The 14,403-nt window shown below is 60.7% G+C and carries 11 protein-coding genes; all 11 read right to left on the bottom strand.

The features are described 5' to 3' along the window. Positions 1-61: 61 nt before the first annotated feature. Positions 62-961 (bottom strand): AEC family transporter, encoded by a 900-nt coding sequence (locus tag HMPREF1546_RS05165; RefSeq protein ID WP_021751750.1) that lies wholly within the window; start codon positions 959-961, stop codon positions 62-64. Positions 962-1,046: 85 nt separating this feature from the next. Continuing rightward, the gene (yjfF, locus tag HMPREF1546_RS05160) at positions 1,047-2,048 is read right to left on the bottom strand and encodes a galactofuranose ABC transporter, permease protein YjfF (protein WP_021748032.1); all 1,002 of its coding nucleotides are present in this window, start codon (positions 2,046-2,048) and stop codon (positions 1,047-1,049) included. Beyond that, complete coding sequence (locus HMPREF1546_RS05155; RefSeq protein ID WP_021748033.1) at positions 2,045-3,076, bottom strand: ABC transporter permease; 1,032 nt, start codon at positions 3,074-3,076, stop codon at positions 2,045-2,047. Before HMPREF1546_RS05155 ends, yjfF begins: the two co-directional genes overlap by 4 nt. Next, a complete protein-coding gene (locus tag HMPREF1546_RS05150) occupies positions 3,077-4,579 on the bottom strand; it encodes a sugar ABC transporter ATP-binding protein (protein WP_036629646.1) in 1,503 nt (500 codons plus the stop codon). 137 nt (positions 4,580-4,716) lie between these two features. Next, positions 4,717-5,730: an ABC transporter substrate-binding protein gene (locus HMPREF1546_RS05145; protein WP_036629647.1), complete on the bottom strand. Its 1,014-nt coding sequence runs from the start codon at positions 5,728-5,730 to the stop codon at positions 4,717-4,719. A 186-nt stretch (positions 5,731-5,916) separates the two neighbouring features. Beyond that, on the bottom strand, positions 5,917-7,371 hold the full coding sequence (locus HMPREF1546_RS05140) for a sensor histidine kinase (RefSeq protein ID WP_051319950.1): 1,455 nt from the start codon (positions 7,369-7,371) through the stop codon (positions 5,917-5,919). Between the two features lie 5 nt (positions 7,372-7,376). Further along, on the bottom strand, positions 7,377-8,876 hold the full coding sequence (locus HMPREF1546_RS05135; RefSeq protein WP_025544016.1) for a helix-turn-helix domain-containing protein: 1,500 nt from the start codon (positions 8,874-8,876) through the stop codon (positions 7,377-7,379). 950 nt (positions 8,877-9,826) lie between these two features. Further along, a complete protein-coding gene (gene phnX / locus HMPREF1546_RS05130) occupies positions 9,827-10,600 on the bottom strand; it encodes a phosphonoacetaldehyde hydrolase (protein WP_021748042.1) in 774 nt (257 codons plus the stop codon). After that, a complete protein-coding gene (locus tag HMPREF1546_RS05125; protein WP_021748043.1) occupies positions 10,597-11,703 on the bottom strand; it encodes a 2-aminoethylphosphonate--pyruvate transaminase in 1,107 nt (368 codons plus the stop codon). The genes phnX and HMPREF1546_RS05125 overlap by 4 nt, the downstream gene beginning before the upstream one ends. 34 nt (positions 11,704-11,737) lie before the next feature. Then, entirely contained in the window at positions 11,738-12,721 is a 984-nt protein-coding gene (locus HMPREF1546_RS05120) for an extracellular solute-binding protein (protein WP_021748044.1), read from the bottom strand. Then, positions 12,718-14,397 (bottom strand): ABC transporter permease subunit, encoded by a 1,680-nt coding sequence (locus HMPREF1546_RS05115; RefSeq protein ID WP_021748045.1) that lies wholly within the window; start codon positions 14,395-14,397, stop codon positions 12,718-12,720. Before HMPREF1546_RS05115 ends, HMPREF1546_RS05120 begins: the two co-directional genes overlap by 4 nt. Between the last annotated feature and the right edge of the window lie 6 nt (positions 14,398-14,403).

The following is a 14,403-nucleotide window of genomic DNA, read 5'->3' as shown; positions in this document are numbered from 1 at the left end:
CAGGAAAATTCCTGGAGGCCGCGGCTGCCCCCCTGCCCGGAGCACAACGCAGCGGGCGCCATCACATCAGGCACACCAGCAGCGTAAAGGCCAGGCTGACGGGGATGCAGAGGGAGTGGATCGCCCCCACGGCGCCGGAATCACAGCCGCACCGCTCACAGTAGGCCAGGGAGACAGAGGGCACCGGCGCCAGAAGGCTCAGCGCCAGCACCTGCCGGACCCCGGCGGGCAGCGGCAGCATCCAGCAGACGGCGGAGGCCGCCAGGCCGAATCCATAGCGCAGCAGGACCACCCGCAGAACATCGGACCGGCTCTCCTGCGGGATCCGCGGCTCCAGCAGCAATCCGATCATCAGCATCGCCAGAAAGGCGTTGGCCTGGCCGAACATCCCCGCCACGGTGTAAACCGTCTGCGGCAGGCGCAGGCCGAGCAGCCCCAGGAGCAGAATGACCAAAAAGGTGTCGAAGGGCACGGAGCGGAGCATTCTGCCCAGAACGGAGCGGACCGTCAGGCGCTCCCCGCCGGTGAGGGCGGCCGTCAGCGCATAGGCGCCGCCGCAGTTGAAGGGGCTGTTGCCCGCGTCAAACATGGAGACGGCCAGCAGCATGTCCGGCGGCAGAAAGCTCTGCACAAAGGGCAGGACAAAGGTGCCGATATTGTAGCTGGGGGCGTTGAGCAGGTAGAGCGCCCGGACGGGCCCCGGCCGCCTCCGGGTCACCAGGGCGGAGACAGCCAGCAGCAGGACATTGGCGGCTGCTGCCGCGGCGAGAACCGCCAGCAGGGACGGAACCAGCCTGAACGCGCTGAAGCTGGAGAGGAGAGCCCCCGGCAGCGTCAGGTTGACGATGATCCTGGACAGCAGACGGGCATCGCCCTGCTGAAAGACGCTCCGTCTCTTGAGAAGGTATCCCAGCGCCACGATCAGCAGCAGCCCGCCGGTTTTGATGAGTAAAGCGTCCATGCCGAAACCTTCTGAAATGGACACAGCCACCAGGACGTGCCTGGTGACTGTGCCGGAAAAAAGAAGAAAAGAAGATTGGGAAAAATCAGTGCTCAGAGTTGAGGCGCTGCCGGCTGCGGCTGACCACCGCCTGGATCACAATGAACAGGCACAGCAGCAGGGCGATGATGATGCGCGTCCACCAGGCGGAGAGCGTCCCCTGGAAGGTGATGAAGGTTTGAATCACACCCTGGATCAGCACGCCGAGAAGGGTGCCTGGCAGGAAGGCCACGCCGCCGGACATCAGCGTGCCGCCGATCACGGAGGAGGCGATGGCGTCCATCTCCATGCTGACGGCGTGGAGGGGATACCCGGAGAGCATGATGAGGGAGTAGACCACACCGGCCAGCGCCGAGCAGAAGCCGCACACCACGTAGGCGAGGATTTTCGTCCGTTTGGTGGGAAGGCCCATCAGCTGCGCAGACATCTCATTTCCGCCCAGCGCGTAGATGTTCCGGCCGAATCGGGTGAACTTCAGCACCAATGTGGCCGCAACCAGCGTCACCAGCGCGATCACCACGCCCACGGAGATGAATCCGCCGGGCAGGACATAGATCCGCGCGGACGCCAGCGAGGTGTACACGGGATTGTCAATAACAATCGTCTCCCGGGAGATGATCGCCGTCATGCCGCGGGCGAAGAACTGCCCCGCCAGCGTGACAATGAAGGGCTGCATGTTGAATTCCGTAATCAGCCAGCCCTGGACCAGGCCGAACACAGCCCCCATGGCCAGCACGATCAGGATGACGGCGGGCGCGGGCAGGCCCGTGTTCTGCAGCATCTGCGCCGACGACATACAGGTCAGCGCCACCACAGAGCCGATGGAGATGTCAATCCCGCCGATCAGCAGGACAAAGGTGATGCCGATGGTGGCAATAATCAGGGCCGCGTTGTCGATCAGCAGGTTGCAGAACACCTGGGGCTTCATGAAGCCCCGGTAGTTCATCATGCCGACCACATACAGCAGCACGAACAGGCTCAGGGTGATGCCGAAGGAAAAATACCGGGAACCGACCAGGCGGTCTTTCAGGCTGCTCTTCTGCTTCATCTCTGCTTCACCGCCTTTTCTGCTGTGCGCTTCTCCAGAACACCCTTGAATTTTTCGGACTGGAGGAGGCAGATCAAAATGACCACAAGGGCCTTGTATACCGGCAGCTGCTCCGAGGAGACGCCCAGCGCGTACAGCGTGGTGGTCATCGTCTGGATGGTGATGGCGCCGATGATGGAGCCGCCGATGTAGAATTTACCGCCGCTGAGAAGCGTTCCGCCCAAGGCCACGGACAAGATGGCGTCCATCTCCATGTTGAGGCCGGCGTTGTTGGGGTCCGCCGCCGCGATCATGGAGGATTCCATCAGTCCGGCAATGCCGGCGCAGATGCCGGAGAAGACGTACACCATAAAGATGATGGAGGAGACCTTGAGGCCCGTGCGCCGGGCGGCGTTGGCATTGATGCCCACCGCCTGGACGAACAGTCCCACAGACGTCTTTTTCTGGATCAGAACCACAAACAGCACCATGAGGGCGGCAATGAAGATGGTGGTAGGCAGGGGGCTGCCGGGAATGGTGGTGCCGATGTAGGTGAAGGGCTCGTAGTACACAGTGACATTCTGCCCCTTGGTGATCAGCATAGCGATGCCTCGTCCGGCGGTCAGCAGGATCAGTGTGGCCACCATGGGCTGGATCTTCAGCTTGGAGACCAGGAAGCCGTTCCACACGCCGCACAGGGCGCAGACCAGTACAGCGATCAGACAGGCTGGCAGCAGCGGCATATTGGCGGTGCCGTCCCCTGCCCCGCCGATCAGGGAGCAGCAGATGGCGCCGGAGATGGCGATGACGGAGCCCTGGGAGATGTCGATGCCCCCGGTGGCGATGACGAAGGTCATGCCCATGGACAAGATCACCAGGATCGAAGCCCGGTTGAGAATGTCAATAATGCGCCCGTAAAACTGACCGTTCTGGAACTCAATGGCAAAAAAGCCAGGGGTGGCAAACGCGTTGAACACCAGCAGCAGAGCCAGGGCAAACAGCGGCAAGAACAGGTGGCTGGACGTCACCTTTTTCACTTTTCCCATCATTCAGGCACCTCCTGCAATGGCGGCCATCACCCGGTCGGAGTTGATGTCGTCGCCGGTCAGTTCCGCCACCTTCCGCCGGTCCCGCAGAACTGCCAGGCGTGTGCAGGTGCGGGTCATCTCGTCAATCTCGCTGGAGATGAAGATGATGGACATGTGCTGCTCCCGGGCCAGCCGGATCACCATTTTCTGGATCTCCGTCTTAGTGCCGATGTCGATACCGCGGGTGGGTTCATCCAAGATCAGGAGATCCGGCTGCGTCACCAGCCAGCGGGCGATGATGGCCTTCTGCTGGTTGCCGCCGGAGAGGTTGCGAATCAGCTGCTCCGGAGAGGAGACCTTGATCTGCAGCAGCTTGATGTACTCGTCGGCGATCCGCTCCTGCTCCTTCAGGGGGATGTGGTTCCACATGCCCTTTTTGGCCTGAAGGCCGATGATGATGTTCTCCCGGACGGAGAGGTCCCCGATGATGCCCTGGATCTTCCGATCCTCCGGGCAGAAGGCGATCTTGTGGTGCATGGCGTCCAGGGGCGAGTTGAAATGGACTTCCTGACCGTTCATCCGCAGCGCACCCTTTTCGGGCTTGGCCACGCCGGCCAGAAGCTCTGCCGTTTCTGTACGACCCGAGCCCAACAGGCCGGCAAAGCCCACGACTTCGCCCCTGTGGATCTGCAGGTCAAAATCCTGGATACGGCCGAACGCGGAGAGTCCGTCGGCCTCGATCAGCACCTCGTCCCCGCACAGGGCGGTGTTTTTTCCCATGCTCTGAATATCCCCCAGCTCCTTGCCGATCATCTTGGAGATCAGCTCCACCCGGGGCAGCTCCGCCACGGCATAGGCGCCCACCAGCTCACCGTTGCGCAGCACCGTGATCCGGTCGCAGAGCTCATAGATCTGATCCAGGAAGTGGGATACAAAGATGACCCCCAGGCCCTGGGCCTTCAGCTTGCGGACCACTGCGAACAGGCGCTGGGTCTCCTCCTCATCCAGGGAGGAGGTGGGCTCGTCCAGGATCAGCACCTTTGCGTCCACATCCACCGCACGGGCAATGGCAATCATCTGCTGGACAGCCACCGAGTAGCTCCCCAGCGTCTTTGTCACGTCAATGTTCAGATTCAGCGTAGTCAGCAGCTCCGCGGCCCGGCGGTTGATGGTCTTCCAGTCGATACCGCCCGCCTTTTTGGGCTCACGGCCGATAAAGATATTCTCCGCCACACTCAGATTGGGGCACAGGTTGACCTCCTGATACACGGTGGAAATGCCGCACTTCATGGCCTCCAGCGGGCTGGAGGGGGAAATGGGCCTACCCTCCATGGCGATCTTGCCGCCGTCCTTTGCGTGGACGCCGGTCAGGACCTTAATCAGGGTGGATTTTCCCGCGCCGTTTTCGCCGACCAGCGCGTGGACTTCACCGGAGTGCAGGGTGAAATCCACATTCTCCAGCGCGCGGACGCCGGGGAAGTATTTACAGATTCCCCGCATTGTCAACAGGGCTTCTTCTGCCACAGGTCATCACATCCTTTGTCTTGGATTCGGCGGGTCTGGCATCCCGCCGGAGGCCCTGGGGAGCCAGGGCAAAACAGTCCGCGGGCGGGGAGGACATCCCCCGCCCGCGGGATCATGGATCGGTTGGTGAAAGCCGGTCAATAGGTGCGGTTGGGCAGCTCCTGCTCGGCGATGTCAGCGGGGAAGATCCCCTCTTCCAGCTCAATGGTGGCGGGTACTTCTTCGCCGGCCACAATCTTCTTGGCGGTTTCCATCAGGGTCTCGCCGAAGTTGGGGGTGTGCTCCACGGCGCAGTTCATCTTGCCCTCGATCATAGCGTTGAACTCGCCCTTGGCGGCGTCGATGGAGACGATGACGATGTCCTCACCGGGCTTCAGTCCGGCATCCTCAATGGCCTGAATAGCGCCCAGAGCCATATCGCCGTTGCAGGAGAAGAGAATATCGATCTTGTCCCCGTCGGACTTCAGGAAGGACTCCATGACCTCCATGCCCTTGGCACGGGTGTACTCACCGGTCTGGGAACAGATGACGTTGTACTTGCCGCTGTTGGGGGATTCGGCCATGGCATCGGTGAAGCCCTGCAGGCGGTCGGCGGCCACGGAGGAGCCGACCGTGCCCTCCAGAATCGCCACCTGGAACTGATCGCCGCCGGCACGGGGAGTCTTGCCCTCAGCAGTCATATACTCGTCAACCCAATTGAAGGCATTGGCACCCTCCTTCAGGGCGTCGGCAAAGATGTGGGTCACATACAGAGAGGGGTCCGCAGTCACGCCGCGGTCCACCAGGACCACCGGGATCCCGGCGTCCTTGGCCTCCTGCAGGACCGTATCCCAGCCGGTCTCCACGATGGGGCAGAAGGAGATCACATCCACGTCAGATGCGATGAAGGAGCGGATGGCCTTGATCTGGTTCTCCTGCTTCTGCTGTGCGTCGGAGAACTGGAGGGTCACGCCGGCGGCCTCCGCGGCAGCCTTGATGTTGTCGGTGTTGGCAGTGCGCCACTCGCTCTCAGAACCGACCTGGGCAAATCCAAGGGTGATGCTGTCCTCACTGCCGGCATCGGCGCTTTCCGCGCCTCCATCACTGCAGGCGGCCAGAGACAGGGCCATCGCAGCGGCCAAAACGCCGGTCAACCATTTCTTCAGTTTCATACCTTTCAATCCTTTCTCGCTTTCTTCATCTTCCGAATGGGCGGTCTCGCGCCCTGTGTTAAATAATATACAAGACGCCTCCACCTTTGAAAAGAGGCGCTCCAACGGGTTTTTATTTGAATTTTACAGAAAAAAGTCCGGCCGGAAAGCCGGACTTTTGCTTTTTTCTGCTGCTTCTCAGCTTTTTTACGATTTTGCCGGAATCTGTAGCGTGACCCGGGTCCCGCAGCCCAGCCGAGAACTCACGTGAATGCCGTAATCCGCTCCATAGGCCAGCTGAATGCGCTTTTGGATATTGGGCAGCCCAAACCCGCCCTCGGAGATCTGACCGAGATCTCCGGCCACCTCCCGTTGCACTTCCTCCAATTTCTCAGGCGTCATGCCGCAGCCGTCGTCCGCCACCTGAACCACCAGGCAGCCGTCCTTCACATCGGCGCAGACGCGGATGGTGCCGCCCCCCCGCTTCTTTTCAATGCCGTGGTACAGCGCGTTTTCCACAAGGGGCTGCAGGCTCAGCTTTTGGATCCGGCAGTCCAAGGCTTCGGGCTCCGCCTGGATCTCATAGTTCAGGATATCGGCATAGCGCACTTTCTGAATATAGAGATAGCTTTGGATGCAGGACAGCTCCTCCTGAAGGGACACCACTGCGCGGCCTTTGCTGAGGACCACCCGGAAAAACCGGGAGAGGGACTGGACCACCTGAATGACCTGCTCCTTATCCCCGGACTCCGCCAGCCAGACGATGATCTCCAGCGTGTTGTAGAGAAAGTGGGGATTGATCTGTTCCTGAAGCAGCCGCAGCTCCAGCTGCTCCTGGGTGCGGGTGTCCTCCTCCACTTTTTCCATCAGGCGCTGGAGTTTTGCCGCCATGCGGTTGAAGCTCTTGTTGAGGATGGTGACCTCATTCTCCCCGGCATCTTCCATCAGGGCATCAAAGTCGCCCTCCGCCAGCCGCCGGGTGTTTTCCACCAGCGCCTGGATGGGGTCGTTGATGGTCCGGTTGATGCGCATCAGCAAAAATGCCAGAACCGCCACCATCAGCACCACCGCCGCCAGATCCCCCAGCAGCAGCAGCTGAAATCCGGTCTGGAGCATCTGATCAATGGACTCCCCCCAGAGCAGCTCCAGATAAATGTATTCCTCAATCTGGTTGTACACCAGGGCGGAGACATCCCGAATCTGCTCCAGCGTCACATTCTGCAGTTCCAGGGACACGTCCGCATCAATCTCCTGCCCCAGCTTCTGACAGTACCGCTGCAGGGTGCCGAAGGTGCGCGTGGCAATCTGCAGCTGGATCCGGCCGTTTTCAGAATTGTTCTCCTGCTTCAGCAGATACAGCCCCTGGCGAATTTCCTCCATGTGGTGGAAGAGCTGGGTCGTCTCCAGGGTGCGGCGCCCCGCCACCAGATAATAGGCGTCCAGGCTCACGTCATCCCGGACAGTGGGGATCAGCTTGTTTGCGGAAATGACCCGCTCCGCCAGGATATGGTATTCTCCCAAAAAGTGGTGGGACAGGCCGATAACCAGCAGGTTGATACTCAACATCCCCACCAGGATGACCGTAAACCCCGCCAGGATCTTGCTCCGTATGCTCCCACGGCGGCCCAGGGCGGTTTTCAGGGTGCCGGCTGCACGACTCATCCGTCTCATAGCGTGTGGGAGCGGCGGTACTGGCTGGGCGTCTGCCCGGTGTTTTTCTTGAACAGCATGCTGAAATACTCCATATTCTGATACCCCACCCGTTCTCCGACCTCACTGACCCGCAGATCGCTGGTAATCAGCAGGCGTTTGGCCTGGCGAATTCGGACCTCCGTCAGATATTCACTGAACCCGACGCCAATTTTGGATTTGAAAAGCGTGCTGAGGTGGTTGGGGCTTACAGACACTGCATTCGCAACCGAGGAGAGGGACAGCTCCGGGTCCATATAGTGGCGGTCGATATACGCTCTGGCTTGCTCTGCGGAGGGCGTGTGCCGGCTTCCCCCGGGGCGGACCTCCATCACCTCTTCGCAGAGCTGGCAAGCCAGCGTCAGGAAATCATCTACGGAATTCGTCAGCAGAATACGCTTTTCCAGCAGATCCTCCTGGCGCAGGGATTCCGGAAGGGGGATCCGGTTTTCCTGGCAGAACTCATGGACCACAAAGAAAAGCTCTGTATAGAGATAGCAGCGATAGACAAAGGAGGAATACCCCGACTCGATGGTCGGCCGGTAGTGGGCCCAAAACGACGGAAGCGCAGACGGCTTCCCAGTCCGCAAAAAGTCCAGCAGGGTGTCCCGCTGGAAGGAGGTGGAGTGGGACAGCGTCTTGCTGTCTGCGGACTCCCGCTGCTTTTTCTGAATCGTCAGCAGATGGTATGCTTTCGGCAGGTCGCTGAGCCGGGCCGCCTGTTTTCCAGGCAGCAGATGCACGCTCAGTCCCTCCTGCCCGGCCAGCGCATCCAGCCATGCAGAGAACTCCCGCAATTTCGGGGGAAGCCCGGCCGCGTCTTCCGCCAGCAGCAGGAACGTGGCCCGCTCCCCATCAAAGCCGGAGCCGTATGCCATTGGCGCGGCATACAGCTTGTCCCGCAACGCCTCCCGATCCGGTATCACACCGTCCAGCTCCGTCAGGATGATCTGGTAGGCTCCTGCAGCCAAAGAGATCCCGAGCTGCGCCGCACGCTGGAGCATCTGCGCCGGTCCCATCAGGATGCCGCTGTACAGATTGCTGAAAAAGAGCTCCCGCTGTGTGATGCTATGGCTCTGCCGCTCAATCCGCCGTGCGCGGCATTCCAAAATCTGCGCCTTGCTGCGGTCCACGGCTTCCAGAATATCCCTGCTGGAGACAGGCTTGAGCAGATAGTCATTTACGCCCAGGGTGATGGCCTTTCTGGCATATTCAAATTCATTGTGTCCGCTGAGGATGATGATGCGGGTATCCGGCAGCTCCTTCCGCACGATCCGGGCCAGCTCCAGGCCGTCCATAAACGGCATCTTGATGTCCGTCAGCAGAATATCCGGCCGTTTTTCCAGGAGCTGCGGCAGAGCGACTTCTCCATCCGGCGCATCCCCCAGGAACAGGATATCGTGTTCCTGCCAAGGAACATTGTCTCGGATACTCTCCCGGGCAATCCGCTCATCCTCAACAAGAAACAGCGAAATCATGAGTCTCCTCCCCATACGCAGTGTTCTGAATTTCAAACAGCTCCCGCCGGCAAATCCCACCGAATCCATTCCATGCAATCGGAGAGGCAGCGTCCCGGCTGTGGAACGGGCGTTTTTCTTTATTATATCGTATTTTGTCGAAAAGAAAAGGTGCTGAATCATTTTTGCGGATTTTCCGGCTGTCGGCGTATATGCAAACCGCCGCACGGACAGGCCCCTCCATCGTCCCGGTTCGTGGGGAGAGAGCTATCGGGGCGATGGCTTTGTGAGGCGAAATATTCAATTCCCGGAAATGAAATGTTGGGGTCTTCGGGCGCAATCAGTCCGGCGGAGGATCCCGCCGTTCCGGCCAAGCAAAGCCACAAACCTGGAGCCGAAGGCCGCTAAGTCTTACTTCGGGAGCCGGCACACCTCTCACATAGAGAGTTTGTTCTCCTGATCTGCCGGCAAAATCTTAATGGTATGAGAATCGTGGGCAGCACAGTCCGGCCCAGTGCCTGCAACGGCTGCTTCTGATCGCTTTTCAGTCCAGTCAATCGGCTCGAATTGAGAACCGGAAATGGTAGGAGACACGTCTACGGCCCACATAGCTGATTTCCAGAAGGTCCCTTGCCTTTGTCTCACTTAACTGCCAAATCCATTCATTGATGACGCCCATTCAGGTTTCATTCGGACTTGATTCCTCCTTTTGTTCGTTCCGGTGGTTGGCAGATCTCTTCCATTCCAGCAAAGGAGGATGCTTTTTCAGAGCTTAGGCTTTGGGGAACCTCCGGCTGTTCCGGCAGTTCTCTTTATGCACGGAAAAGCCGTCTGATTTCTTAAAAAATCAGACGGCTTTGTGGCTGCTGAGGCCGGATTTGAACCAACGGCCTGCGGGTTATGGGCTGCTGTCGGTTTCTCCATCTGCATGGCCTGGGGGCAGCATCAGTTGAGATGTACTTGGGTTGTGATTACCCGATCATCCGAATGAGCTCCGGCAGCTGGGACAAATCGTTCAGCACAAAGTGGGCTCCAGCGGTGCGGAAGGTCTCCTCTGCCCGGCGGCAGACATCCCTGCGCACCTCCGGAGTGAGGGCCTCGTACTCTGTCTGGCTCAGACCCAGGACGGAGCTGCCCTCGATGACCCCCACTGACCACACGCCGGCGTTGACCCCCTCCCGGATGTCGGAGACAGTGTCCCCCACCTTCACGGCGTTCTTCACACTGGGGACCTCCAGCGCCTTCAGGTTTTCAAAGATCATGTAGGGATCGGGACGGCCCCTGCCGCCCACCCCGTCGGGGCTGATCCAGAAGTCAGGGGCGTAGCCCAGTCGGGCGGCCGTGGGTGCGACAATGTGCATCATGGAGTCGGTATAGCCGGTGGTGGAGCCGATCTTCAGCCCCATCTCCCGCAGGGCGGCCGCTGTTTCCACCGCAAACGGCTTGGGTGTGGAAAACCGGTCCAGGATGGAGAAGAGCTTGGGCTCAAACAGGGCGTACACAGCCTCCACGTCCTCCTCCCCCGCGGGGCGGCCGTGGGTCTCCTCCCAGGCCCGGGCGATGCGCTCCATCCGGAGCATGGTGCGGATGTGGTCCCGCTTCAGCATACCCATGGGCTTACGGGTCTCCTCCAGGGTGACCGGCACGCCGTGGTGGGCGAAGGCCTCCTGAAAGGCCTGGACGGGGGCGAAGCAGCCGTAGTCCACAGTGGTGCCCGCCCAGTCAAAGATGACGGCCTGGATCATGCGATCTCCTCCTTATGGGCAGCCAGGAAGCCGGCGATGATGGAAGCAAGTTTCTCAATATCCTCCGGGTAGATCTCTCCGATGTTGCCCACCCGGAAGGTATCTGCATCGGTGAGCTTGCCCGGGTAGAGGACGTAGCCCCGCTCCTTGATGTAGGTGTAAAACTCGGAGAACTGGAAGGGTACCCCGGCGGGATAGAAGAAGGTGGTGATGATGGGGCCCTGTCGGCTCCCGTCGATGTATGGGGCAAATCCCATGGCGCGCATCTTCTCAATGAGCAGGCGGTTGTTCTCGGCATAGCGGCGGTGCCGGGCGGGGATGCCCCCCTCCGCCTCCAGCTCGTCCAGTGCCTTGGAGAAGGCCAGCACCACATGGGTGGGGGAGGTGAAGCGCCACTTGCCGTCCTTCTCCATCCCCTTCCACTGGTCCAGCAGGTCCAGGGACAGAGAGCGGGCCTTGCCCTCGCTGGAGAGCAGCTTGTCCCGGCGGCACAGGATGAAGGAGAAGCCGGGTACTCCCTGGATGCACTTGTTGGCGCTGGACACCAGAAAGTCGATGCCCCAGTCGGAGACGGGGATATCCACCCCGCCGAAGGAGGACATGGCGTCCACGATGAAGGTCCGCCCGGCGTCCCGGACCACCTTGCCCACGGACTGGATGTCGTTGAGGATGCCGCTGGTGGTCTCACTGTGGACCATGGCCACGTGGGTAATGGCCGGGTCCTGAGCCAGCAGACGGGCGACGCGGGCGGGGTCGGGGATGTGGTCATAACTCTCGGCGTAGTGGACATAGGGAATGCGGTTCCGGTCACAGATCCGGGTCATGCGCACCCCGTAGGCCCCGTTGGAGCAGATGAGGACCTTGTCCTCGTCCCCCACCACGCTGGAGAGGACGCTCTCCACTCCGAAGGTGCCGCTGCCCTGCATCAAGACGGCCGTGTAGTCATCCTCCGACACGTGCCCCAGCTGGAGCAGCTGGCGGCGGATCTTCTGGGTGACGGCCTTGTAGTCGTCATCCCAGGTGCACCGGTCCACCAGCATCTCCTCCTTCACCGTGTCGGTGGTGGTCAGGGGCCCGGGGGTCAGTAGTTTATAGGTATTCATGGTCGGTTCCTCCTTTTCTCACAGACAAGCCAGTTCAGCCCTTGGCCCGTTCGGAGAGCTCCTGGTGGGCGGTGAACAGCTCGAAGGTCAGGGGCTCGTCAAAGATGCTGGGGTAGTCGGACTGGTTGGCGGGGTCGGCGGTCTCGCCCTCATAGAGGGGATTCGGGTAGGTTTGGATCAGCTCGGCGCGGCCGTTTTCTATGATGCACCGCGCCATCTCCATGGCCAGGGGGTTGGTGTCCTCCCCCTTGTCCAGGACGGCCACGGACTCGGTAAGGGAGAAGTTGCCCTCCGTGGGGTCCACGTAGTCGATGGGCAGGCCGTCAGCCTTGTCGGCCACTGCCTGGTGGCGCAGACCGAAGCCGATGGCCACCTCGCCGGCCCGGCACAGCTTCAGGGGGCCGGAGCCGGAGGTCTCGATGTGGGCGCCGCAGTTGTCATAGATGGCGGCCAGCGTCTCCTCGGCCCCGTCCTCGCCGTAGACGTCCACCAGGGCCTGGATCAGCAGCCATGCGGTGGAGGAGGACTGGATGTCAGTGACGGCCACCTGTCCGGCGTACACCGGGTCAGCCAGGTCCTTCAGGCAGGTGGGAGTGGGCAGGTTCTCTGAGGCCATCAGCTCAGTGTTCAGGATGATGGCCCCCTCCTGGGAGGTGATGGGGGCGGTGTAGTCAGGCACCTCCTCCAGGGTGTTCACCTCAAAGTCCAGGGGCAGGAACATGTTGTTCTGCTCCTGGGCGCTCTGGAGATAGAAGGTGCTCATGGTCACGAGATCCGCCTCTAGGTTGGTGCCCTCGGCCAGCAGCTTGCCCCCCAGCTCGGAGGTGCCGTAGGTCTGCACGATATACTTGCCCTCATAACCGCCTGCGTCCAGAGCGTTCTCCATGGCAGTGATGGCCTCCTCATCGGCGTTGGAGTAGATGACGATCTGGTCATCGCCGGAGCCGGAGCTGCCGCAGCCGGCGAGAAGGGTCAGGGTCAGGGCGGTTCCCAGGGCGAGGTATTTTTTGAAATTCATTGGACTGCTTCCTTTCTGTTTCCAAAGAGTTGGATGGAACGGCGCTCTTTCACCGGATGGGATGCCTTATAGCTGGCCAGGCAGGAGAAGAGCCCCTTGGCGATCAGGTTAGTGGCCAGGATCAGCAGGGAGAGGACGAACACCTCGTTGAAGCGGTTCACGTACTGCAGCTGCTTGATCATGGTGGTGAGAACCATGGTCCGGGCCCCGGCGATGAAAATGAGGGCGCTGATGGTGACCATGGAATTGATGAAGTAGTAGCTGAACACCTCGATGAGACTGGACAGAGCGTTGGGGGTGACCACCCGGAGGATGGTCTGGAGCCAGCTGTCCCCCATGAGCATGGCTGTGGTTTCCCAGCCGGCGTTCATCTTGGACAGGGAGTTCTTCATCATCAGATAGGGGGTGGAGAAGTAGTGGACGATGTTGCACAGGATCATCAGCAGCAGGGTATTCTGCAGGCCGCTGCCGGAGAAGAGAAACAGATAGGCCACACCCAGCACCATGCCGGGGATGGCGTTGGTCACCAGGGCAATGCTCTCGATGACCCGCTTGTACCGCGGGGGCAAGGTGCTCCGGGCGGTGATGAGGGCGGCGCCGTAGGCCGCCAGAGTGCCCAGGAAGGCAGTGAGCAGGGCCATCACCAGAGAGTGCCAGTAGACGGTAATCAGCTCGCTGTCGGTGAATACGGCGGCGAAGTGCTCCAGGGAGAAGCTGGTCTGATAGGGCCACTCCTCCACCAGGGGGACCACAAAGATCACCGCGAAGATAGACAGGATGGCCACTGAGATCGCCGTGCTGGAGACGCCCCACCCCGTATCCCGCAGGGGGTTCTTCCGCAGGTCCGCCTGGGAGATGCGGGTATAGCGGATATTGAACCGCTCCAGCAGCTGCAGGATGCAGATGCTGCCGATGGAGGGGATGAGCAGGATCATGGCGATGACCGCCCCCCGGTTGAAGTCGGGGATGCCGCCCAGCATCTGGTTGTAGAGGAGGGTGGCGATGACCTCATAGCCGCCGCCCACCGAGGCGGGGATGCCGAAGTCGGTGAAGCACAGGAAGAAGGCCTGAATGAAGGCGCCCGCCAGAGTTCCCAGCAGGGGGCGAAGAATGGCGATCCAGAAGGTGGCCAGGTCCCGGTCCCCCATGGCCTTGGAGACAATGATGGTCTTTTTGTCCACAAAACCCATGGTGTTGTGGATCAGCAGGAAGGCCACCGGAATGGTATAGATCACATAGCCCACCAGCAGCCCGCCGAAGCCGTAGATGTCAAAGAACTGCCGTCCCAGCAGGCGGGTGAGCAGCCCCTGTTTGCCGAAGGAGTAGATGATGGCAAAGCCATAGGTGATGGTGGGCAGGAACATGGGCAGGGTCGCGATGGCGGTGATGAGCCGCTTGGCCCACCTGGGCAATCCGGTGTAGTGGACCGCATAGGCCATCAGGAAGGCGATGACCGTGGCCGTCACGGCCGATGCGGCCGCCACCGCAAAGCTGTTGCCAAGGGCCGTGAGAAATCCCTCCCGGGTCACCACCGAGGCATAGAACTCCCAGGTAAATCCGCCCTCCCCCACCAGGGACTTGCCCAGCAGCAGGAGGATGGGGGCGGCCAGGAAGCCCACGAACAGAAGGGTGATGATCCAGAAAATCCCCTTCAGCTCCCAATTTTTCCGTCTCATGGCGCC

Source organism: Oscillibacter sp. KLE 1745 (assembly GCF_000469445.2).
In the GTDB taxonomy this organism is placed as follows: domain Bacteria; phylum Bacillota; class Clostridia; order Oscillospirales; family Oscillospiraceae; genus Oscillibacter; species Oscillibacter welbionis.
Note: the sequence above shows the minus strand (reverse complement) of the source record. Positions and strands in the feature narration are given on the sequence as shown.

Bases quoted from the DNA above. Each gene is read 5' to 3' on its own strand.
- yjfF (WP_021748032.1), bottom strand. From the start codon at position 2,048: ATGAAGCAGAAGAGCAGCCTGAAAGACCGCCTGGTCGGTTCCCGGTAT.
- HMPREF1546_RS05135 (WP_025544016.1), bottom strand. From the start codon at position 8,876: ATGATTTCGCTGTTTCTTGTTGAGGATGAGCGGATTGCCCGGGAGAGT.
- HMPREF1546_RS05120 (WP_021748044.1), bottom strand. From the start codon at position 12,721: ATGAATTTCAAAAAATACCTCGCCCTGGGAACCGCCCTGACCCTGACC.
- HMPREF1546_RS05145 (WP_036629647.1), bottom strand. From the start codon at position 5,730: ATGAAACTGAAGAAATGGTTGACCGGCGTTTTGGCCGCTGCGATGGCC.
- HMPREF1546_RS05165 (WP_021751750.1), bottom strand. From the start codon at position 961: ATGGACGCTTTACTCATCAAAACCGGCGGGCTGCTGCTGATCGTGGCG.
- HMPREF1546_RS05140 (WP_051319950.1), bottom strand. From the start codon at position 7,371: ATGAGTCGTGCAGCCGGCACCCTGAAAACCGCCCTGGGCCGCCGTGGG.
- HMPREF1546_RS05115 (WP_021748045.1), bottom strand. From the start codon at position 14,397: ATGAGACGGAAAAATTGGGAGCTGAAGGGGATTTTCTGGATCATCACC.
- HMPREF1546_RS05125 (WP_021748043.1), bottom strand. From the start codon at position 11,703: ATGAATACCTATAAACTACTGACCCCCGGGCCCCTGACCACCACCGAC.
- HMPREF1546_RS05155 (WP_021748033.1), bottom strand. From the start codon at position 3,076: ATGATGGGAAAAGTGAAAAAGGTGACGTCCAGCCACCTGTTCTTGCCG.
- phnX (WP_021748042.1), bottom strand. From the start codon at position 10,600: ATGATCCAGGCCGTCATCTTTGACTGGGCGGGCACCACTGTGGACTAC.